16 protein-coding genes are annotated in these 22,439 nt (G+C 61.8%); 9 read left to right on the top strand and 7 right to left on the bottom strand.

The window, feature by feature from the left end; translation table 11 throughout:
* Positions 1 to 69 precede the first annotated feature (69 nt).
* On the bottom strand, positions 70 to 1,890 hold the full coding sequence (typA, locus tag ACLEJP_RS22945) for a translational GTPase TypA (protein WP_225779565.1): 1,821 nt from the start codon (positions 1,888 to 1,890) through the stop codon (positions 70 to 72).
* A gap of 127 nt (positions 1,891 to 2,017) precedes the next feature.
* On the bottom strand, positions 2,018 to 3,472 hold the full coding sequence (gene thiI / locus ACLEJP_RS22940) for a tRNA uracil 4-sulfurtransferase ThiI (RefSeq protein WP_440810199.1): 1,455 nt from the start codon (positions 3,470 to 3,472) through the stop codon (positions 2,018 to 2,020).
* A gap of 449 nt (positions 3,473 to 3,921) precedes the next feature.
* Here thiI and glnA point away from each other — a divergent pair, with 449 nt between their 5' ends.
* From glnA to ntrC, 4 genes are all read left to right on the top strand, one after another.
* On the top strand, positions 3,922 to 5,328 hold the full coding sequence (gene glnA, locus ACLEJP_RS22935; RefSeq protein WP_170033280.1) for a type I glutamate--ammonia ligase: 1,407 nt from the start codon (positions 3,922 to 3,924) through the stop codon (positions 5,326 to 5,328).
* 157 nt (positions 5,329 to 5,485) lie between these two features.
* Positions 5,486 to 6,397: a gamma subclass chorismate mutase AroQ gene (gene aroQ, locus ACLEJP_RS22930; RefSeq protein WP_440810196.1), complete on the top strand. Its 912-nt coding sequence runs from the start codon at positions 5,486 to 5,488 to the stop codon at positions 6,395 to 6,397.
* A 264-nt stretch (positions 6,398 to 6,661) separates the two neighbouring features.
* On the top strand, positions 6,662 to 7,747 hold the full coding sequence (gene glnL / locus ACLEJP_RS22925) for a nitrogen regulation protein NR(II) (protein ID WP_225779568.1): 1,086 nt from the start codon (positions 6,662 to 6,664) through the stop codon (positions 7,745 to 7,747).
* Positions 7,744 to 9,180 (top strand): nitrogen regulation protein NR(I), encoded by a 1,437-nt coding sequence (gene ntrC / locus ACLEJP_RS22920; protein WP_225779569.1) that lies wholly within the window; start codon positions 7,744 to 7,746, stop codon positions 9,178 to 9,180. The genes glnL and ntrC overlap by 4 nt, the downstream gene beginning before the upstream one ends.
* A 301-nt stretch (positions 9,181 to 9,481) precedes the next feature.
* On the opposite strand, the gene ACLEJP_RS22915 is transcribed toward ntrC, so the two are convergent.
* On the bottom strand, positions 9,482 to 9,919 hold the full coding sequence (locus ACLEJP_RS22915) for a hypothetical protein (RefSeq protein ID WP_225779570.1): 438 nt from the start codon (positions 9,917 to 9,919) through the stop codon (positions 9,482 to 9,484).
* Between ACLEJP_RS22915 and ACLEJP_RS22910 the strand changes: the two genes are divergently transcribed.
* Positions 9,918 to 10,379: a tRNA (cytidine(34)-2'-O)-methyltransferase gene (locus ACLEJP_RS22910; RefSeq protein ID WP_440810192.1), complete on the top strand. Its 462-nt coding sequence runs from the start codon at positions 9,918 to 9,920 to the stop codon at positions 10,377 to 10,379. The two genes, ACLEJP_RS22915 and ACLEJP_RS22910, sit on opposite strands and share 2 nt — an antisense overlap.
* Positions 10,380 to 10,543: 164 nt before the next feature.
* On the opposite strand, the gene secB is transcribed toward ACLEJP_RS22910, so the two are convergent.
* The 3 genes from secB to ACLEJP_RS22895 are packed head-to-tail and all read right to left on the bottom strand — an operon-like array spanning position 10,544 to position 11,738.
* Entirely contained in the window at positions 10,544 to 11,029 is a 486-nt protein-coding gene (gene secB / locus ACLEJP_RS22905; RefSeq protein WP_170033292.1) for a protein-export chaperone SecB, read from the bottom strand.
* Between the two features lie 39 nt (positions 11,030 to 11,068).
* Positions 11,069 to 11,323 (bottom strand): glutaredoxin 3, encoded by a 255-nt coding sequence (gene grxC, locus ACLEJP_RS22900; RefSeq protein WP_003249204.1) that lies wholly within the window; start codon positions 11,321 to 11,323, stop codon positions 11,069 to 11,071.
* Between the two features lies 1 nt (position 11,324).
* Positions 11,325 to 11,738: a rhodanese-like domain-containing protein gene (locus tag ACLEJP_RS22895; protein WP_225779572.1), complete on the bottom strand. Its 414-nt coding sequence runs from the start codon at positions 11,736 to 11,738 to the stop codon at positions 11,325 to 11,327.
* 203 nt (positions 11,739 to 11,941) lie between these two features.
* On the opposite strand from ACLEJP_RS22895, the gene gpmI reads away from it, so the two are divergent.
* From gpmI to ACLEJP_RS22875, 4 genes are all read left to right on the top strand, one after another.
* Positions 11,942 to 13,477: a 2,3-bisphosphoglycerate-independent phosphoglycerate mutase gene (gene gpmI, locus ACLEJP_RS22890; protein ID WP_440810189.1), complete on the top strand. Its 1,536-nt coding sequence runs from the start codon at positions 11,942 to 11,944 to the stop codon at positions 13,475 to 13,477.
* A 140-nt stretch (positions 13,478 to 13,617) separates the two neighbouring features.
* The gene (locus ACLEJP_RS22885) at positions 13,618 to 14,922 is read left to right on the top strand and encodes a murein hydrolase activator EnvC family protein (RefSeq protein ID WP_440810187.1); all 1,305 of its coding nucleotides are present in this window, start codon (positions 13,618 to 13,620) and stop codon (positions 14,920 to 14,922) included.
* Between the two features lie 220 nt (positions 14,923 to 15,142).
* On the top strand, positions 15,143 to 16,459 hold the full coding sequence (locus ACLEJP_RS22880; RefSeq protein WP_440810184.1) for a S41 family peptidase: 1,317 nt from the start codon (positions 15,143 to 15,145) through the stop codon (positions 16,457 to 16,459).
* Between the two features lie 8 nt (positions 16,460 to 16,467).
* Positions 16,468 to 17,235, top strand: a complete 768-nt coding sequence (locus tag ACLEJP_RS22875; protein ID WP_440810181.1) for a divergent polysaccharide deacetylase family protein — start codon at positions 16,468 to 16,470, stop codon at positions 17,233 to 17,235.
* Between the two features lie 551 nt (positions 17,236 to 17,786).
* On the opposite strand, the gene ACLEJP_RS22870 is transcribed toward ACLEJP_RS22875, so the two are convergent.
* Entirely contained in the window at positions 17,787 to 22,439 is a 4,653-nt protein-coding gene (locus ACLEJP_RS22870) for a hypothetical protein (RefSeq protein ID WP_440810178.1), read from the bottom strand.

Genomic DNA, 22,439 nt, shown 5'->3' with positions numbered 1-22,439 from the left:
CCTGCAGGCAAACAAAAACGCCCCCGGCCTTGCGACCGGGGGCGTTTTCTTTCAGCTCAAGCTAGACGATCAAGCCTTGGCTTTCTTGGCAGCGCGGGTACGCTCGCCTTCGTCCAGGATCTTCTTGCGCAGGCGGATCGACTTCGGCGTGACTTCGCACAGCTCGTCGTCCTGGATGAATTCCAGGGCCTGCTCCAGAGTGTGGCGAACCGGCGGCACCAGGGCGATGACTTCGTCCTTGCCCGAAGCACGCATGTTGTCGAGCTTCTTGCCTTTGGTCGGGTTCACGCCCAGGTCGTTGTCACGGCTGTTCAGGCCGATGATCTGACCGTTGTAGATGTCCTGGCCGTGCTCGATGAACAGCTTGCCGCGCGCCTGCAGGGTTTCCAGCGAGTAGGTCAGCGCCTTGCCGGTCTCGATCGAGACCAGTACACCGTTCAGGCGGCCGGACATATGGCCTGGCTTCATGGTGTCGTAGCGATCGAAGATCGAGGTCAGGATGCCGGCACCGTTGGTCAGGGTCAGGAACTGGTTACGGAAACCGATCAGGCCACGAGCAGGTACGTTGTACTCCAGACGTACACGGCCCTTGCCATCCGGCGCCATGTTGGTCAGGTCGCCTTTACGCAGGCCCATTTCTTCCATGACCTTGCCCTGCGATTCCTCAGGGATGTCGATGGTGACGTTCTCGTACGGTTCCTGCTTGACGCCGTTCACCTCGCGGATGATCACTTCAGGACGGCCTACGGCCATCTCGAAGCCTTCACGACGCATGGTTTCGATCAGTACCGACAGGTGCAGCTCACCGCGGCCGGAAACCTTGAACTTGTCAGCCGAGTCGCCTTCTTCAACGCGCAGGGCAACGTTGTACAGCAGCTCCTTGTCCAGACGTTCCTTGATGTTACGGCTGGTGACGAACTTGCCTTCCTTGCCGCAGAACGGCGAGTCGTTGACCTGGAAGGTCATCGAAACGGTCGGCTCGTCAACGGTCAGCGGCTTCATGGCTTCGACGTGGTTCATGTCGCACAGGGTGTCGGAAATGAACAGCTCGTCGAAACCGCTGATGCAGACGATGTCGCCAGCAGTGGCTTCTTCGACGTCGACGCGGTGCAGGCCGTGGTGGCCCATCAGCTTCAGGATACGGCCGTTGCGCTTCTTGCCTTCGGTGTCGATGGCGATGACCGGGGTGTTCGGCTTGATGCGGCCGCGGGCGATACGACCAACGCCGATCACGCCGAGGAAGCTGTTGTAGTCCAGTGCCGAGATCTGCATCTGGAACGGGCCGTCGACGTCAACGGTCGGCGCCGGTACGTGGTCGACGATGGCCTGGTACAGCGGGGTCATGTCTTCGGCCATGTTGGTGTGGTCCAGGCCGGCGATGCCGTTCAGGGCCGAGGCGTAGACAACCTGGAAGTCCAGCTGGTCGTCGGTGGCGCCGAGGTTGTCGAACAGGTCGAAGATCTGGTCCAGAACCCAGTCAGGACGCGCACCCGGGCGGTCGACCTTGTTGATGACCACGATCGGCTTCAGGCCGGCTTCGAAGGCCTTCTTGGTCACGAAGCGGGTTTGTGGCATCGGGCCATCCTGGGCGTCGACCAGCAGCAGCACCGAGTCGACCATCGACATCACGCGCTCAACCTCGCCACCGAAGTCGGCGTGGCCGGGGGTGTCGACGATGTTGATGCGGTAGTCGTTCCAGCGGATGGCAGTGTTTTTCGCCAGGATGGTAATGCCGCGCTCTTTTTCCTGGTCGTTGGAGTCCATCACGCGCTCGTCGTTGAGCTCGTTACGCTCCAGGGTGCCGGACTGGCGCAGGAGTTTGTCGACCAGGGTGGTTTTACCATGGTCAACGTGGGCGATGATGGCGATGTTACGCAGATTTTCGATCACAACTGTATCTCGATCAGAGGATTCGGTTGCCGCCAGTGTAGGCGGCGAATATGTACGCTTTGAGGCTCAGCGGGCCCGATGGTCGGGAGGGCGATGGCGGATGCTGCCGCCATACAGCCCTGGCGTCTTATGCCGGACGATAAACACGCACATTGGCATGTCCCTCACTGAGCAGGTGGTGTGCGTGCAGACGGCTCATCACACCTTTGTCGCAATACAGCAGGTACTGGCGGTTGGCGTCCAGGTGCTTGAACTTGCTGTTGATCGCATAGAACGGCATGGCCTGGACTTCGATACCGTCCAGCACCAGAGGTTCGTCTTCCTGGGCATCGGGGTGACGGATATCGATGACGATCTGGCCAGGCAGCGCCTCGCTCACTTCCTCGATTTCGATGTCCTTGCCCAGCTCATCGATCACGTGGTCGATGGAAATCAGCCTGGCGCGCTCCAGGGCGCGCTCCAGCACGGCCATGTCGAACTGCTTTTCTTCATGCTCCATGCGGTGGCGCTTGGCGTGGGTGGTCGGGTTGACCGAAATCACGCCGCAATATTCAGGCATGTGCTTGGCGAAGTCGGCGGTGCCGATCGCATAGGCCTGGTCGATGATGTCCTGCTTGTGGCTGGCCAGCAATGGGCGCAGCACCAGCTTGTCGGTAGCCGAGTCGATGATCGACAGGTTCGGCAGGGTCTGGCTGGACACCTGGGAAATCGCCTCGCCGGTGACCAGTGCGTCGATCTCCAGGCGGTCGGCCATGTGCGCGGCACCGCGCAGCATCATGCGCTTGAGGGTCACGCCCATGTAGCTGTTGTCGACCTTGTTGAGGATCTCGCCGACCACTTCTTCGAACGGCACGCTGATGAACAGCACGCGCTGGCTGCTGCCGAACTTTTTCCACAGGTAGTGGGCCACTTCCATCACGCCCAGCTCGTGCGCACGGCCGCCGAGGTTGAAGAAGCAGAAGTGGGTCATCAGGCCACGGCGCATCATCTGGTAGGCCGCCACGGTGGAGTCGAAGCCACCGGACATCAGCACCAGGGTCTGCTCCAGGGCGCCCAGCGGGTAGCCGCCGATGCCCTGGTGCTGGTTGTGGATCACGTACAGGCGCTGGTCGCGGATTTCGATGCGCACCAGCACTTCCGGGTTTTTCAGCTCGATGCCGGCCGCACCGCACTGCTGGCGCAGCTGGCTGCCGACGTAGCGGTCGACGTCCATCGAAGTGAAGTCATGGTGCCCGCCGCGCTTGCAGCGCACAGCAAAGTGCTTGCCGGCCAGCAGGTGGCCGAAATGGTGCTTGCACTTGGCAACGATGTCGTCGAAGTCACCCAGCGGGTACTCCTCGACCTGCAGGAAATGGGTGATACCCGGGGTGCAGGTGAGGCGCTCGATCATCTCGCGCTGGACTTTCTCGTCTTCGACGCGGGTGACCACTTCGAGATTGTCCCAGACACCATCGACCACGAGCTCAGGATCGAGGTCCTTGAGCACGTTGCGGATGTTCTTGCCGAGCTGGCGGATGAAGCGCTTGCGCACCGGCCGGCTCTTGATGGTGATTTCTGGGAAGACTTTGACGATAAGTTTCATTGGTTAACAGCGCGCGCAGGGCCTGCCGAAAATGAGGGGCGCGAATTATAGCGGAAATTGCTCAGGATTTGACCAACTTTTGATCAGAAGCTTTCAGATAAATGCACGAAGCAGGATTTGCGGCGCCTGCGCCGGCCTCTTCGCGAGCGCATACCCGGTAGGAGCGGATTAATCCGCGATGAGGCCTCCAAACAAAGCACACGCGTTACGCCGTGCACTTATTTGGTGCTCTACACTGAATTTCTGCCTCCTAAGAGTGCACTTTCGCTCGTTGCAAGCCCGCCAGATGCCCACAACCGCCCCTTTTTATCCCGGACTCGCCATTTTCGGGCACTGGCATGCAATTTGCTCCCTTGTGAGGCAGGTACGCTTGGCCGACTATCCGCGCCCGGCAACACCCTTTTTCCAGGGCAGCGGCCCACCGCGCCCTAGACCATCCGGAGGACAACATGTCGAAGTCGGTTCAACTCATCAAAGATCATGACGTCAAGTGGATTGATCTGCGTTTCACGGACACCAAAGGCACTCAGCACCACGTGACCATGCCGGCGCGTGATGCGCTGGACGACGACTTCTTCGAAGTCGGCAAGATGTTCGACGGTTCCTCCATCGCCGGCTGGAAAGGCATCGAAGCCTCCGACATGATCCTGATGCCGGTCGACGAAACTGCCGTACTGGACCCGTTCACCGAAGAACCGACCCTGATCCTGACCTGCGACATCGTCGACCCGTCGAGCATGCAGGGCTACGACCGTGACCCGCGCGCCATCGCCAAGCGCGCCGAAGAGTACCTGAAGAGCACCGGTATCGGTGACACCGTATTCGCCGGTCCCGAGCCAGAGTTCTTCATCTTCGACGAAGTGAAGTTCCAGTCGGACATCTCCGGTTCGATGTTCAAGATCTTCTCCGAGCAAGGCTCGTGGATGACCGGCGCTGACATCGAAGGTGGCAACAAGGGCCACCGTCCGGGCGTGAAAGGCGGCTACTTCCCGGTTCCACCGTTCGACCACGACCACGAAATCCGTACTGCCATGTGCAACGCACTGGAAGAAATGGGCCAGACCGTCGAAGTCCACCACCACGAAGTGGCGACTGCCGGCCAGAACGAAATCGGCGTCAAGTTCAACACCCTGGTGAAGAAGGCTGACGAAGTACAGGCCCTGAAATACGTGGTGCACAACGTTGCCGACGCTTACGGCCGCACCGCCACCTTCATGCCAAAGCCACTGTACGGCGACAACGGCTCGGGTATGCACGTGCACATGTCGATCTGGAAAGACGGCAAGAACACCTTCGCTGGTGAAGGCTATGCCGGCCTGTCCGACACCGCCCTGTACTTCATCGGCGGTATCATCAAGCACGGCAAGGCCCTGAACGGCTTCACCAACCCGTCGACCAACTCCTACAAGCGTCTGGTCCCAGGCTTCGAAGCCCCGGTAATGCTGGCCTACTCCGCTCGCAACCGTTCCGCCTCGATCCGTATTCCTTACGTCGGCAGCCCGAAAGCCCGCCGTATCGAAGCACGCTTCCCGGACCCATCGGCCAACCCGTACCTGGCCTTCGCGGCCCTGCTGATGGCCGGCCTGGACGGTATCCAGAACAAGATCCACCCAGGCGATGCCGCCGACAAGAACCTGTACGACCTGCCGCCTGAAGAGGCCAAGGACATCCCGCAGGTTTGCGGCAGCCTGAAGGAAGCCCTGGAAGAGCTGGACAAAGGCCGTGCGTTCCTGACCAAGGGCGGCGTGTTCTCCGACGACTTCATCGATGCCTTCATCGAGCTGAAGAGCGAAGAAGAGATCAAGGTCCGCACCTTTGTCCACCCGCTGGAATACGAGCTGTACTACAGCTGCTGATCCGACAAAGTCTGATCACAACGGCCTCCTTCGGGAGGCCGTTTTCGTTCCTTCGCTTTAATGCCCTTTTTCCTACAAAGCGAAGGGACGCCACTGACAGCTCCCCCGCAGTAACGACTCTCAAGGTAGACGTCCACTCATCAACGGACGCCATACCATGCGCAAATTCATACCCGCAGTACTGACCTTATCCGCCTTCCTCGTCGGCTGCAGCAACCAACCCGGAGCGGTACAGTCGCAAGTGCTTCATCGTGCTACCGGCAGCTGGGACGGCAAGCCCTACACCCACTACCCGGATGGACAGCCCGTGCTGTCACTGGTGAAAGTCAGCATTCCACCGAATACCACCCTCGACTGGCACTGCCACCAAGCGCTCAACCTCGGTTATCTGAAAGAAGGCGAGCTGGAAGTGGAAACCCGCGGCGGCAAGCGAACGACATTGACGGCAGGCAACACCCTGGCTGAGCTGGTCGGCGAGGTGCACCGCGGCAGAACGACACGACAGGCTGCCACGGTGATGGTCTTTCACGCCGCAAACGAGGAGCTGGCCTTTTCCACGCCGCAAGACCAGTGCCCAGGGCAACGGCCGCCAGCTGACGGGCCGCTGGACATCCTGCTCGATGATATCGAGCATCGCCTGGCAAGCGCCGAATCCGTAGCACTGCACAAATGGGATAAGGCTCAACCCGTGCAAGACAACAAGCGCGAGCTGCAGATCCTGAACGACGTGCGCAACAACGCGTGGCGCTACCAATTGCCAGCCGAACGGGCAGCAGCTTTCTTCGCCGACCAGATCGAAGCACACAAAATGATGCAATACAGCTTGCTTAACCGCTGGCACAGTCAAGGCCGTTCACCTGACACATCTCGCCGGGACCTCCAGCAGGAGCTACGCCCCGAACTGGATGCCCTGCAAGCCAGGCTACTGCAGCATCTGGCCAGCCTGCCCAGTGATACCGGTTCCGCTTGCAACCAACGGCTGGCGTCCTCGATCAACGAACGTGGCTTGTCGCCATTGATGAAACAGGCCATGGTTCGTGCCACTGGCCAACTGTGCGATCAGCGCTGAAACCTCTATGCTCTATATTGGTGCATCTAGTGGGCCAACGCCCCTGAATGCACCCCAAAAAAGAACACAAGAAACGTTACACCAGAACATTCTGGTGCAGAATTGCGCCATTCCTGGCCTTTCTTGGCTAAATCCGCTTCTTTTCGGAGCCTTGGTTTGTTTCTTGCATTTTCTGCAGGAAGACTGGAACCAGCGGATTCACTGCGCGGCCAATCATGCCCGCCCCACTGCCAGACAAGCGCCAAAAGAGGTCAACGACGCCTTATGACCATCAGCGATGCACAGCACCGTCTGCTTCTGGACAACCTGACCACCGCCACGCTCCTGCTCAACGCCGAGCTGTGCCTGGAATACATGAACCCGGCTGCGGAAATGCTGCTGGCGGTCAGTGGGCAGCGCAGCCACGGGCAGTTCATCAGCGAGCTGTTCACCGAATCGAGCGAGGCTCTCAGCTCCCTGCGCCAGGCAGTCGAGCAGGCGCACCCGTTCACCAAGCGCGAAGCGCAGCTCACCTCGCTGACGGGGCAGACCATCACCGTCGACTACGCGGTAACGCCCATCCTGCACCAGGGCCAGACCTTGCTGCTGCTGGAAGTGCATCCGCGTGACCGGCTGCTGCGCATCACCAAGGAAGAGGCCCAGCTGAGCAAGCAGGAAACCACTAAGATGCTGGTGCGCGGCCTCGCCCACGAGATCAAGAACCCCCTCGGCGGCATTCGCGGTGCCGCCCAGCTGCTGGCGCGCGAGTTGCCCGAGGAAGGCCTGCGCGACTACACCAACGTGATCATCGAGGAGGCCGACCGCCTGCGTAACCTGGTCGACCGCATGCTCGGCTCGAACAAGTTGCCGTCACTGGCCATGACCAACATCCACGAAGTGCTGGAGCGGGTCTGCAGCCTGGTGGAAGCGGAAAGCCAGGGCTGCATCGCTTTGGTGCGCGATTACGACCCCAGCCTGCCGGACGTGCTGATTGATCGCGAACAGATGATCCAGGCCGTGCTCAACATCGTGCGCAACGCCATGCAGGCCATCAGCTCGCAGAACGAGCTGCGCCTGGGGCGCATCACCCTGCGCAGCCGAGCCCTGCGCCAGTTCACCATCGGCCACGTGCGCCATCGCCTGGTGGCGCGAGTGGAGATCATCGACAACGGTCCCGGCATCCCCCCGGAACTGCAGGACACCCTCTTCTACCCCATGGTCAGCGGCCGCCCGGATGGCACCGGGCTGGGCCTGGCCATCACCCAGAACATCATCAGCCAGCACCAGGGCCTGATCGAATGTGAAAGCCATGCAGGCCACACCGCCTTTTCGATCTACCTGCCTCTGGAACAAGGAGCCACCGCCTCATGAGCCGAAGTGAAACCGTATGGATCGTCGACGATGATCGCTCCATCCGCTGGGTCCTGGAAAAAGCCCTGCAACAGGAAGGCATGACCACCCAGAGCTTCGACAGCGCCGACGGCGTGATGGGCCGCCTGGCACGCCAGCAGCCGGACGTGATCATTTCCGATATCCGCATGCCCGGTACCAGCGGCCTCGACCTGCTGGCGCAGATCCGCGAACAGCATCCGCGCCTGCCGGTCATCATCATGACCGCCCATTCCGACCTGGACAGCGCCGTGGCGTCGTACCAGGGCGGCGCCTTCGAATACCTGCCCAAGCCATTCGACGTGGACGAGGCGGTCTCGCTGGTGAAACGCGCCAATCAGCACGCCCAGGAGCAACAAGGGCTGGACGTACCGCAAAGCCTGGCACGTACCCCGGAGATCATCGGTGAAGCACCGGCGATGCAGGAGGTGTTCCGTGCCATTGGCCGCCTCAGCCATTCCAATATCACCGTGCTGATCAACGGCGAATCCGGTACCGGCAAGGAACTGGTTGCGCATGCCCTGCACCGCCACAGCCCGCGGGCGGCTTCGCCGTTCATCGCCCTGAACATGGCCGCCATCCCCAAGGATCTGATGGAGTCGGAACTGTTCGGCCATGAGAAAGGGGCATTCACCGGTGCGGCCAACCTGCGCCGCGGCCGCTTTGAACAGGCCGACGGTGGCACCTTGTTCCTCGACGAAATCGGCGACATGCCCGCCGACACCCAGACCCGCCTGCTGCGGGTCCTGGCCGATGGCGAGTTCTACCGCGTGGGCGGCCACGTGCCGGTCAAGGTCGACGTGCGCATCATCGCCGCCACCCACCAGAACCTGGAGTCGCTGGTGCAGGCCGGCAAGTTCCGTGAGGACTTGTTCCACCGCCTGAACGTGATCCGCATCCACATCCCGCGGCTGGCTGACCGGCGCGAAGACATCCCGGCCCTGGCCCGCCACTTCCTTGCCCGAGCGGCGCAGGAACTGGCGGTCGAGCCGAAGATCCTCAAGCCGGAAACCGAAGAGTTCATCCGCAATCTGCCGTGGCCAGGCAACGTGCGCCAGATGGAAAACACCTGCCGCTGGATCACGGTGATGGCCTCCAGCCGCGAAGTACTGATCGGCGACCTGCCGCCCGAGCTGCTGAACTTGCCGCAGGACGCTGCACCGGTCACCAACTGGGAGCAGGCCCTGCGCCAGTGGGCCGACCAGGCGCTGACCCGTGGCCAGTCCAACCTGCTGGACAGCGCAGTGCCGAGTTTCGAACGGATCATGATCGAGACGGCGCTCAAGCATACCGCCGGGCGCCGCCGGGATGCGGCACTGCTGCTGGGTTGGGGGCGCAACACCCTGACGCGCAAGATCAAGGAGTTGGGGATGAATGTGGCGGGTGGGGACGATGAGGAGGGAGATGACCACTGATCGGTGGATAAAACCCTCCTATCTCTGGGGCCGCTTTGCGGCCCCAGCCATTTCAGCCCCCGATGCACCGATCCTGTGCCCGATGCACCTCGCGAAGGCACAAATCCCCTCAAAAAACGGCCAAATTCCCATGAAAGCCCAGTATTCACGGGCTTTTCAAACTTGGCACGCCCCCTGCAATAACTCATACATACCCAGTTTCGGGGGCCCTGGTACAGGCAGGCCGGGTGAACCCCTCTTTTATTCGCAACACCGCCCGTTTTGGGGACCTCGGTACAGGCAGGCCGGGAAATCCCCTCTTTTATTCGTGCAGCTTCACCTGCACCCGCCAGCGCCCAGCGTCCTCTGCACCGGCCCATTCGCCGTGCAGGGGGCGCGCTGCCACCACCGTCAGCAACAAGCCTTCCTTGCTCTTCTGCACCTTCCAGCTCACCGGTTTGCCTTGCAGGCTCAATTGCCCCTGCTGGCGCTTGCCCTGGGCCTGGAACAGCAGCGCCACCGTGCCTTCCACGTTCTCGCCGTGCAGCCGGGGCTCGGCGTTGAACCATAGCTCCAGGCCATCCTGCACCACCTGCACCTGCTGCAGTTCGCGCTCCTCGGGCGCGGTCAGGCGGCCGATCATCAGGCCCACCATCACCCCGACAATCGCCAGCGACAGCATGACCCGCGGGAACGCCTTCGAACGCACGTCCGGTTCAGGGGTAGAATGCCCGTCATCTTCACGCTTGGAGCCGTGCATGTTTCACGTCATCCTTTTTCAACCAGAAATTCCGCCGAATACCGGCAACATCATTCGCCTGTGCGCCAACAGCGGCTGCGACCTGCACCTGATCGAGCCCATCAGCTTCGAACTGGATGACAAGCGCCTGCGTCGCGCGGGGCTGGATTACCACGAGTATGCCACGCTCAAGCGCCACGAGAGCCTGGCCGGATGCCTGGAAAGCCTGGGCAACCCACGGCTGTTCGCCTTCACCACCAAGGGCTCGCGACCGTTCCACGAAGTGGCCTACCAGCCGGGTGATGCCTTCCTGTTCGGGCCGGAGAGCCGTGGCTTGCCGGCCGAGGTGCTGGGCAGCCTGCCGGGCGAACAGCGCCTGCGCCTGCCGATGCGGCCAGGGTGTCGTAGCCTGAACCTGTCCAATACCGTGGCGGTGACGGTGTATGAGGCGTGGCGGCAGAACGGGTTTGCCGGGAGCTGATCTTGCGCCCGTACCGGCCTTTTCGCGGGCGTGCCCGCTCCCACAGCTACAGCGCAGCACTTGAAAGCGGCGCCCTACCTGTGGGAGCGGGCGCGCCCGCGAAAAGGGCCGGCACAGGCAACAAAAAAGCGCCCCGAAAGGCGCTTTCCTGATACCGGCAGCGATTACTGCATGGTCGGCGCTTCGCCAGCTTCCTGCATGCGCTGCATTTCCTGCGCGTACAGGGCGTCGAAGTTGACCGGCGACAGCATCAGGGCCGGGAACGAACCACGGGTCACCAGGCTGTCCAGCGTCTCACGGGCGTACGGGAACAGGATGTTCGGGCAGAACGCACCCAGGGTGTGGCTCATCGAAGCGGCATCCAGGTTCTTGATCAGGAAGATACCGGCCTGCTGCACTTCGGCGATGAAGGCGACCTCTTCACCGTTTTTCACGGTAACCGACAGGGTCAGCACCACCTCATGGAAGTCACCTTCCAGGGCCTTCTGCTTGGTGTTCAGGTCCAGGGCTACGCTCGGCTCCCAGCTCTGACGGAAGATCTGTGGGCTTTTCGGGGCCTCGAACGACAGATCGCGCACATAGATGCGCTGCATGGAGAACTGAGGGCTGTTGTCTTCTGCAGCAGCGCCGTTGGTCTGTTGGTCAGTCATGGCGGGTCCTTATCCTAATGTTTTTGAATGCAGTGCAAATCAGGCCGCCAGCAGCGCGTCGAGCTTGCCGGCGCGCTCCAGGGCATAGAGGTCATCGCATCCACCGACATGGGTGCTGCCGATCCAGATCTGCGGCACCGATGTACGGCCGGCCTTCTGGCTCATCTCGGCACGAACCTGCGGCTTGCCGTCGACCTTGATTTCCTCGAAGGCCACGCCCTTGCTCTCGAGCAGGTACTTGGCGCGCATGCAGTAGGGGCAGTAGTCGCTGGAATAAACGATGACGGGCTTCATATCACTTCACCAAGGGCAGGTTATCGGCTTTCCAGCTGGAAACACCACCGCTCAGCTTGGCGGCGTTGTAACCAGCCTTGAGCAGCTCGCTGCAGATAGCACCGGACTGCTGGCCCATTGCGTCGACGACGATCAGGGTCTTCGCTTTGTGCTTTTCCAGCTCGCTCAGACGGTTGACCACTTTGTCCTGCGGAATGTTGATCGCGCCGACGATATGACCTGCGGCGTATTCCTTGGCCGGGCGGATGTCAAGAACCAGCCCCTTGTCGGCGTTGACCAGAGCGGTCAGCTGGCCATTGCTCAAGCTCTGGCCGCCACGGCGGATTTCATTGAGCAGCAGCAGGACCAGCAGAACAACGAAGATCGCAACCAGGATGTAGTGATCTGTCGCGAATTGAATCAGGTGAGCAACCATCAGCGGTGTTCCAGGCGATTGAAAATGCCGGCCAGTATACACAGCCCCTTAGTGCCACCAAAGCCCGACGGGCCGGCGGCAAAACCTTCTCCACATCCCAACCCTGCGCACGCCGGTCGGCGCATGGGACGAATATTCGCCGCCCGTGGCGTATTTGCCCTAAAATGCGTGTCTTTATCATCTTTGAACAACCGTGAGTTTGATTGATGAGTACGCCCAAACCCCTGGTCCTGATCATCCTGGATGGCTTCGGCCACAGCGAAAGCCCCGAATACAATGCCATCTACGCCGCCAACACACCGGTCTATGACCGCCTGCGCGCCAGCCAGCCGCATGGCCTCATTTCCGGCTCGGGCATGGATGTCGGCCTGCCGGACGGGCAGATGGGCAACTCCGAAGTCGGCCACATGAACCTCGGCGCCGGGCGCGTCGTGTACCAGGACTTCACCCGGGTGACCAAGGCCATCCGCGACGGCGAGTTCTTCGAAAACCCGGTGCTGACCGCAGCGGTGGACAAGGCAGTCAGTGCCGGCAAGGCCGTGCACATCCTCGGCCTGCTGTCCGACGGCGGTGTGCACAGCCACCAGGACCACCTGGTGGCAATGGCCGAACTGGCCGCGCAACGAGGCGCAGAAAAGATCTACCTGCACGCCTTCCTCGATGGCCGCGACACGCCACCACGCAGCGCGCAATCGTCCATCGAACTGCTTGACGCCACCTTCGCCAGGCTGGGCAAGGGGCGCATCGCCAGCCTCATTGGCCGTTACTACGCCATGGACCGCGACAACCGTTGGGACCGCGTCAGCGCCGCCTACAACCTGATCGTCGACAGCGCTGCCGAGTACACCGCCGACACCGCCCTGGCAGGCCTGGAAGCGGCCTACGCCCGTGACGAGAGCGACGAGTTCGTGAAAGCCACGCGCATCGGCGATGCGGTCAAGGTCGAAGATGGCGACGCCGTGGTGTTCATGAACTTCCGTGCCGACCGTGCCCGCGAGCTGTCGCGTGTGTTCGTCGAAGCCGATTTCAACGAATTCCCGCGCGCCCGCCTGCCCAAGCTGGCAGCCTACATCGGCCTGACCCAGTACTCGGCGAAGATTCCGGCACCTGCCGCCTTTGCGCCGGCCAGCCTGAACAATGTGCTGGGCGAGTACCTGGCGAAAAACGGCAAGACCCAGCTGCGCATTGCCGAAACCGAGAAGTACGCGCACGTGACCTTCTTCTTCTCCGGTGGCCGCGAAGAGCCGTTCGAAGGCGAAGAACGCATCCTGATCCCGTCGCCGAAGGTCGCCACCTACGACCTGCAGCCGGAAATGAGCGCGCCGGAGGTGACCGACCGCATCGTCGAGGCCATCGAGCAGCAACGCTACGACGTGATCGTGGTCAACTATGCCAACGGCGACATGGTCGGCCACACGGGCGTGTTCGAAGCGGCAGTAAAGGCCGTCGAGGCCCTGGATGGCTGCGTCGGCCGCATCGTCGACGCGCTGGACAAGGTCGGTGGCGAAGCGCTGATCACCGCCGACCACGGCAACGTCGAGCAGATGGAAGACGAAAGCACCGGCCAGGCACATACCGCGCATACCACCGAGCCAGTGCCGTTCATCTATGTGGGCAAGCGCAACCTGAAAGTGCGCGATGGCGGCGTGCTGGCCGACGTGGCGCCGACCATGCTGAAGCTGCTGGGGCTGGAAAAACCGGCGGAAATGACCGGCACTTCGATCCTGGTCGACGCCTGATTCTGTGCATGGGCCGCGTTGCGGCCCTGTTTCCACATGAATTCCAGACAAACGCCTCCCTGCACCCGCAGCGAGGCGTTTTTTTTGCACGCCCACGCGGGCATACTAGGCCAGTCTCCATCCTTGGTACGCCAAACCCCATGCTTCGCGCCCTGATCCTCCTAGCCCTGTCTTGCCTGCTCGGTCCGGCATTCGCCGATGAGCGTGCGCAGACCCAGCAGCAACTGGATGCCACCCGCCAGGATATTGCCGAGCTCAAGAAGACGCTGAGCAAGCTCCAGGAAGAAAAGGCCGGTGTGCAGAAGGACCTCAAAGCCACCGAGACCGATATCGGCAACCTCGAAAAGCAGGTGGAGGCTCTGCAGCAAGAACTAAAAAAGACCGAGGGCGAGCTGGAGCGCCTTGATACCGAGAAAAAAAAACTCCAGAGCGCCCGCGTTGAACAACAGCGACTGATCGCCATCCAGGCCCGTTCGGCCTACCAGAACGGCCGCGAGGAATACCTCAAGCTGTTGCTCAACCAGCAGAATCCCGAGAAGTTCGCCCGCACCCTCACCTACTACGATTACCTGAGCAAGGCGCGCCTGGAGCAACTGCGCACCTTCAACGAGACCTTGCGCCAGCTGGCCAACGTGGAGAAGGACATTGCCACCCAGCAGGAACAGCTGCTGGCCCAGCGCGCCGACCTCGACAGCCGCCGCCAGGCCCTGGAAGTCGAGCGTGGCAAACGCCAGCAGGTACTGGCCAAGCTCAACAGCGACATGAAGGACCGCGACCAGAAGCTGCAAGCGCGCGAGCAGGACCAGGCTGACCTGGCCAAAGTGCTCAAGACCATCGAGGAAACCCTCGCCCGCCAGGCCCGCGAGGCCGAAGAGGCGCGCCAGAAAGCCTTGCTGGCCCAGCAGGAGGCGGAGAAACGCCGCCAGCAAGAAGCCCTGGCCGCGGCCGCCGCCCGCGAGCAAGACAGCGAACCCGCAGAGCCGCCGAAAAAGGCCCGCACCACCCTGGGCCCGATGGTTTCCAGCGACGGCGCGAGCTACGGTGGCGCATTTTCTGCTGCACGCGGAAAACTTCCCTGGCCAGTCAATGGTCGATTGCTGGCACGCTTCGGTGATGCCCGCGGCAGCGATGCCCGTGCCAAGTGGGACGGCGTGATGATCAGCGCCAGCCCCGGCACCCAGGTACGTGCCGTGCACGGCGGGCGCGTGGTGTTCGCCGACTGGTTGCGCGGTGCCGGGCTTCTGGTCATTCTCGACCATGGCAACGGTTACCTGAGCCTGTATGGGCATAACCAGAGCCTGCTCAAGAGCGCCGGTGATATCGTCAAGGCCGGCGAAGCCATTTCCACCGTTGGCGACAGCGGCGGCCAGGATGCTGCCGGCTTGTATTTCGCCATTCGCCAGCAGGGCCGGCCTACCGACCCTTCGCAATGGTGCCGGGGCTAGGCTCTGTACGAAAAGTCTTGAGACGCAGGTCAGGCAAGGCGAAAACAGCCGAGGAAGCGGAGTGTACTGGAGTACATGAGCATTCCGAGGCTGTTTCCAACGCAGCATGAACAAGTATCAAGGCTTTTCGTACAGAGCCTAGTCATATTTCTACGGCGTAGCCCACGGGCCACGCCGATGCTCCGCAGGGAGCGCCTACAGGATCAGGAGTTCGTTCGACATGCTGCACTCGCCTCGTCTCACCCAGCTGGCCCTGTCCATCGCCGTGGCGGTGGGCGCGTCTCTGGCCACTGCCGCAGAGCCGGCCAAGCCGGCTGCAGTACCGGCCACCGAGGTGACCGCCAAGGCTCCCCTGCCGCTTGAGGAGCTGCGTACCTTCGCCGAGGTCATGGACCGCATCAAGGCAGCCTACGTGGAGCCAGTGGACGACAAGACCCTGCTGGAAAACGCCATCAAGGGCATGCTCAGCAACCTCGACCCGCACTCGGCCTACCTCGGCCCCGAGGACTTCCAGGAACTGCAGGAAAGCACCAGCGGCGAGTTCGGTGGGCTGGGTATCGAAGTGGGCCAGGAAGACGGCTTCATCAAGGTGGTCTCGCCCATCGATGACACCCCGGCCTCGCGTGCCGGCGTGCAGGCGGGCGACCTCATCGTCAAGATCAACGGCGCCCCGACCCGTGGCCAGACCATGACCGAGGCGGTCGACAAGATGCGCGGCAAGGTCGGTGAAAAGATCACCCTGACCCTGGTGCGCGATGGCGGTACCCCGTTCGACGTCACCCTTGCCCGTGCTGTCATCCAGGTCAAGAGCGTGAAGAGCCAGCTGCTGGAGAACGACTACGGCTACATTCGCATCACCCAGTTCCAGGTCAAGACTGGCGACGAAGTGGGCAAGGCGCTGGCCAAGCTGCGCAAGGACAACGGCAAGAAGCTGCGCGGCGTGGTATTGGACCTGCGCAACAACCCGGGCGGCGTGCTGCAGTCGGCGGTGGAAGTGGCCGACCACTTCCTGACCAAGGGCCTGATCGTGTACACCAAGGGGCGCATCGCCAACTCCGAGCTGCGCTTCTCGGCCGACCCGGCCGACGCCAGCGAAGGCGTGCCATTGGTGGTGCTGATCAACGGCGGCAGCGCCTCGGCCTCGGAAATCGTCGCCGGCGCCCTGCAGGACCAGAAACGCGCGGTGTTGATGGGTACCGACAGCTTCGGCAAAGGCTCGGTGCAGACCGTGCTGCCGCTGGCCAACGATCGCGCCCTGAAATTGACCACTGCACTGTACTTCACCCCCAATGGCCGCTCGATCCAGGCCCAGGGCATCGTCCCCGACATCGAAGTACGCCCGGCCAAGCTCACCGCCGAGGCCGACACCGACAACTTCAAGGAAGCCGACCTGCAGGGCCACCTGGGCAACGGCAACGGCGGCGCCGACCGCCCGACCGGCAGCAGCAAGCGCAAGGAGCGCCCACAGGATGACGACTTCCAGCTGAGCCAGGCCCTGAGCCTGCTCAAAGGCCTGAACATCACCAAGGGCGACTGATCCACCCCATGCGTTATCTGCTGTGTCTGTTGTTCTGCCTGTTGGCCGGGGTCGCGCACGCGGCCCAGGCCGGCAAGGCCTACATGAGCATCATCATCGACGACCTGGGCCAGAACCCCGAACGTGACAGCCGCACCCTGGCCTTGCCGGGGCCGGTGACCATGGCGATCATGCCCGACACGCCACACGCCACCGACTTTGCCCGCCAGGCACACAAGGCCGGCAAGACGGTGATCCTGCACATGCCCATGGACCCGGCTGAAGGGCCCTATGCCTGGCACCCTGGCCTGCCCATCGAGGAGTTGGCCCGGCGCCTGGACAGCGCCTTGCTCAAGGTGCCCTACGCTGCTGGCATCAACAACCACATGGGCAGCCGCATGACGGCCCAGCGCGAACCCATGGCCTGGCTGATGGGCGAGCTGCAGCGACGCCACCTGTTCTTCGTCGACAGCCGCACCAGTGCCGCCACGGTAGCCGCTGCCGAAGCACAGGCGCAGGGGCTGGCGCATGTCTCGCGGGATGTGTTCCTCGACGACGTGCGCACCACCGAGGCCATTGCCGGGCAGCTTCAACAAGGTATGGCCCTGGCACACAAGCAAGGCTCGGCAGTGTTGATTGGCCACCCTTACCCGCAAACGCTCGAGGTGCTGGCACGCGAACTGCCGCGCCTGAAAAGCCAGGGAATAGTTCTGCTCAGCCTGCCGCAGATGATTGCCGAGCGCAGCAACCAAGCCATGCCAGCGCACGGCAGGCATGGCCGCTACAGCAACCGCTGAACGGGTTGTCCACCTAGTACCGCCAGCTCCGCCGATAGTGCCCGCACGCTTCGACCTCCATCCCAAGGAGGCACGACATGCAAACCCCTCAATCCTGGCGACACTCGCCTTGACGCTATTCAGCAACCTGGCTGGCGCCGATGACACTGCCAGCACGCTCGCCGAACCGGCGACCTTGTACCCCGAGCATCAAGGTGGAACTGCTACCACCAGGCAAACCCTTGGCTCAGGTGATGACTGAACACTTGCCTGACGGTGGCGCCCGGATCAGTTGGTTGCGCGGTCCTGATGTCGTTTTCTACCGGGTAAAGCGTGGTACACCGGCAACGACAGACGGCAATGATCCGTCAGGCTATCGCCTGTTGCGCGCCGCGATATCCCGGGTTCGGCCTTGCCCTTGAAGCTATGCAGCGTCGCCATCGATGTGATTGGGCAGAGTTCCGTACTGACTTGGTTCAAGCCGCGGCACCGTAACAGGCCGCCCGAGCCTGCCGTACCCGGGCATGATTGCCAGGTTCGGCAGGCCCGCTCCCGCCTTGTTACTGGGCGGGTCAATGGAACGGAATGATCCCCCGGACTTGCTCCAGCGTCAGCTTGCCACGGTGGAGCCGCTGCCCTGAGCTTGCGGCGAGGCGGCTGCTCATGCGACGTTGGCTCCAGGTCTTGAGGTGGCCGGCAACGAAATCCTCGGCGAAGTCGTCAGGCGAGCGGAAATGAAAATGCGCAGCCCACAGATTTCGTTTGCTTGGCAGGCGCAGCACCCGATACTCGTCAAAAGTACTACCATCCTGCATGGTTCGCCGCTCGTTGTATTCTACTGTGATCAGCTTCTTTGCGTGCAGGAAGCGCAAGGCTTCAGCGGAGGGATAATGGGTGTCGGTGTAAAGGGTAATGAGTTGCAGCTCTTTCTCCGCAGCCAAAGCATCCGCCTCGCGCTCCAGGGTCCTGAGCAGCGTGTCGTTGCCACCGGCATCACGCAGCGTGCTTGCCGCCTGATCCAGTCTGCCCAGCTGCTGGTCGAACAACCGAGCGAGCAAGGTACCTTTGATATCGTTGTCGACATACGACTTGGCCTTCATCCGCAACGCATTGTTCTCGTCCAGCAGTGACTGCACCCACATGGCCAGATCACTTGGGGGCGCTTCGTCAGCCGCCGAAGGCTGCTCAGCCTCACGCTCGCGCCACTCGCCGTCTACCTGTTCGAACGTGGCCAGCACGGTTTCGCTGAGCGCCTCACGCACCTCAAGCAGGCGCTGCCCCTGCACCTCGATCTCGGTTCCGATCATTAGCTGGCCTTGAGCATTGCGCACTAACCGCTGCGTCGCGCTGGACGCCTTGTAGGGCGAACGCTTGGCAGGCACGCTGGGGTCATCCTGCTCCCGAGCCGCTTCGACCAGACGGCTGCCCGCCTCCAGTTTGAGCTTGCCGAGATGTTCGCGGTAGCGATCGATCATCGTCGGCTCGATCAATGCTCCGCCTTCGTTGCGAATGCGGTCGCTGTTGAGCAGCGCAGCACTGTATTCATCCCAGGCTTCCTGCAGGATGACAATCCTGTCCTGCGCCGACAGGTTGGCAAAATCCAGCTGGCCATGAGCTTCAGCGGCATTGCGCAGACTCAGGCTAGCCAGCTCCTCCCTGTAACCGGCAAGCACGTTTTGCCCGGACTCACTGTCAAGGTGCAAGGCCAGCTCAGCCAGGTTCAATACCTGGTGGAAACGCAGCTGAACCGTGGAGACGCTGCGCCGGGCAATCAGTTGTGCAACGGTAAGCACAGGTTCACCCGACACACCGGTAATCGCGAAATCGTCTGCACTATCAACCAACAACTGATCGAGATCCTCCAACCCTGCGAGTAGGCGCTCCTGCAGGCCGACAACCTTTTCCACCCTCAGGCGAAATGCCTGATACAGCTCAGCGACATTGGCGATTGGCTGCCCATCCAGAGCCTTTTGCATTTCGATCAGTTTGGGGTACTCCGCCAGGCCCCAAAGCTCATCGATGATGAAGTCGCTATTGCGGATAAGGCCCTCCCGGGCAGTTGTCTCGTATTGCGGAAGCACATCATCCCAGTTGCCCTTCCGCCGCTCGCTGGCATACTTGGGTTCTTTGATCGTGGCCAGCAGCGGGAGTATCGCCCTTTCAGCACTGACAGCAGCCTCCAATTGCTGTACCGCCTGGTCCCTCTGCTGAAGGTCGTCCTCCTCCAGACCGGTTATGCGTTCATCGTAGCGCTGCAACAGCGCTCGCAAACGGGCAGCTTCGTCTCCCTCCGGCAGCGACGGTTGAGTTGCGGCCGCCTTGGCTCTGAGCTCCTTCAAGGCGTCGAGTTTTTTCTTCGAGTCGAGCGATTTCGCGGCCATGCTGCCGAACTGCGCCCTCGCCTCGTTGACCTGCTGATCTAGCTGGTTGATTTTCTGATGCAACTCGCGGAACCGGTTTGCCAGCCGAGCGCGGGCGGAGTTTTGCGGCATACCACCGCCCAGACGAAGTGACGTATCTACTCGCCAGACGCCATCGGCAAAGCTCAGCCAGGGCCCTGGGGTTCCTTTGGAGTCGACCACCCGCACGCCACTTGGCAACTGCTCCACGCGGTAGACGCCACCAGCCAGAGTTACGTAATAGTTGCCGTCCATGCGGTACAAACCCGCCATGGCGCCGTCATCCAATGGTTTGATGCCATTGAGCGACACACTGGAACGCATGGCCAGCAGGGCTTTCCGCTGGGCTTGCGGCAACCAGTTGAAGCCACTCTGGCCACGCCAGGTAAAATCAAGCCAGCTGCTGGGCAGCGCTTCAGCCGCAACCTGCGCCTGCTCCGCCGGGGCGACAGTAACCTCGGCATAAGCCCCGCGCTGCGGCCCTGGCCCTTCCACGGCTGCCGCGTTGGGCAGATCATGGCTGGGAACTTGGCGTCGGGGTTGCCTGGCGTGCAACAACACCATGCTCAAATTCAGTATCAGGTCGGCAATGGCAGCCGCACGATCAAACTCATCGCCGCGCTCAAGCGCGTCAAGCTCGTGCTGCAAGGAAGCCAGCAGTTGTACCAGCCAGGCCACGGTTGCCACTGGCCCACGAAGCGCCAAGGTCACGACATCGAACAATAGCCATGCGCCCTCGCACAGGGTCTGCCAGCGGCTCTCGGCATTGGATACGGACTGCTCTTCGGCGAAACTTACCAGCAGATCGCGGTTCGCCACATACAGCTTCTCGTCGATGTTGTTACGCCAATAGGTGATGGCCAGCTGGGCTGGTGCCGGGCGTGTGAGATTGACGTAGGGGTCGATGCCGATGACATTGATATGGGGTTCGCTGAAACCACCATGGTCATATACCGCTCTGACGCTCGGGTCCATCCAGTCGAGAATGCTGTCCTGCAGGATCACCGACTCGCGCACATGTTCGAGCATGGCCGACAGGCTGGCATATTCACGAAGCGTGTCCTGGGTGTACAAAGGGCGGTAAAGCAGTACCAGCGAGGGTTCTGCGCAGTACAGGATGTACATGCACCGGACCTCGTCGGTTTTCGCAGTTGTTGCGCTGCGCTTGAACGCCAACGGAATCAACGTCATTCGCGGCGTGTTCGGGTCGACATGACCGGCACAGAAGTCGACCACGCATTGCAGCCCAGGCTCTGTGACCTTTCCGTCAAGCTTGGCAGTGATCGCACTGGCGAGCATAGCGGCACGCCATTCCCTGCCCAACCGCCTGACCCGGTCCGCGCGAGTGGCCGGATCGTCCAGCTGCGCGGCGACATAGGCTGGATAATGGCTTCCGATATCCACCTTGGTGACCAGTGCCTTGGCCGACTCGGCATTCAACCATGTCGGCACGTCCCCGCCGCTGCGCAGGTAAACCCGCTTGATGCTCGCCCCCTTGAGGGAGGCGAGGTTACCGATGGCGAATTCGGTGAGCGTCTTGCTGCCAGCGAAAGCCAGCGGCTCGCCACCGCCAGCACCTGTTGCCGACCCTCCCGGCACCCCGCGGGCGAGGTAAAGGTCGAACATCAGCTCGTCCGGTGAGCTGTCAGCCGCATGGTCCTCGCGAATTTGTGCAACCAGCCGCTCACGAGCGTAATCGGTCAACGACTGAATGCCATCCAGTGCCGCGATGCCGCCCGAGTCCAGTTGATAAAGTGCGATCTGCTGCAACGCAGCACTACATGCAAAGCTGTCCTGTGCGAGGCTGGCCCGCAAACCCGGAGGTAGTTGTACTGCCGGCGTTTCGTCCTGGTAGGCCTCGAACCAGGACGAAGGATCGCTCAGTTGGGCGAAACGCTGTTCAAGGGCCGAAACGTCTTCGATCTCGCGATAGCGGGCTTGCTCGATTCTCTGCAGCAGCGTCTCGAGCAAAAGCGAGACCTGCTGGGCGAAAACGTTGCCTTGGGCTGGATGACGTTGCCAACTCATTTGTTCGAAGGCATAGGCTTGCGCCAGTTCGTCACGCAACGCGAGGCCAAACGTAGTCAACGAATCGAAGCTGCGCACCGCGCCCGAAGGCGCGCACCACAGGACAACCTCGCGCTCGTCCCACCCACCAAAAATCAGCATCTGGCATTGCATCCGGGCATACTGCAGTGACGCACTGGTCAGGTGCGTCTGGACGAAGTACACCGCGGGCTGGTCGTCACCGCCGTGGAGCAGCCCACGGATACACGCCTGCTCCCGTGGATCCAGGCCTTGCAAGGGCAGCCCGCGCAGCAGAGCGGTCTTGAGCAGCAACTGCAACCAGCTGTCGCGACTGACACCTGCGTTGCCCTTGGCTCGCCAATACTTGAGCTGAGCTTCGCAGAAGTGTTGTGGAAGCTGTTCCACCAATTGCCCGAGAGCAGCTGACAAGCCTGACAACTGGCGAGTATCGAATTCACTCGTCGAGCCGGCGAAACGATAGCTGCCAGTGAGACCGAGATTGTAATGGCGGCCATCAGCCAGTGGCTCGAGGCTCAGCGGCTGCGAATCGAGCAAAGCTTGCAGAACCCGGTCCACCAGGGGTTGGGTAGTCCAATAGGTGTTGGAGGGGTCCGGGCTGTCCAGCATCAGCGGGTCAGCCGTTGTCAGAGCGGGGGTAACATGGGCCAACCATGGCAGCTTTGACAACAACAAGCGCAGCAACTGCTCACTGGCAACCTGGCGCAACGTCGGCCGATCACCAAATTGCCTGGCAACGGCCTGCCTGAAATCGAAGGTTGGAACCTGGGAACTGGTCAT

It is taken from the genome of Pseudomonas sp. SMV7 (assembly GCF_052041995.1).
Lineage (GTDB): Bacteria > Pseudomonadota > Gammaproteobacteria > Pseudomonadales > Pseudomonadaceae > Aquipseudomonas.
This window is presented reverse-complemented; position numbering and strand designations above follow the sequence as displayed.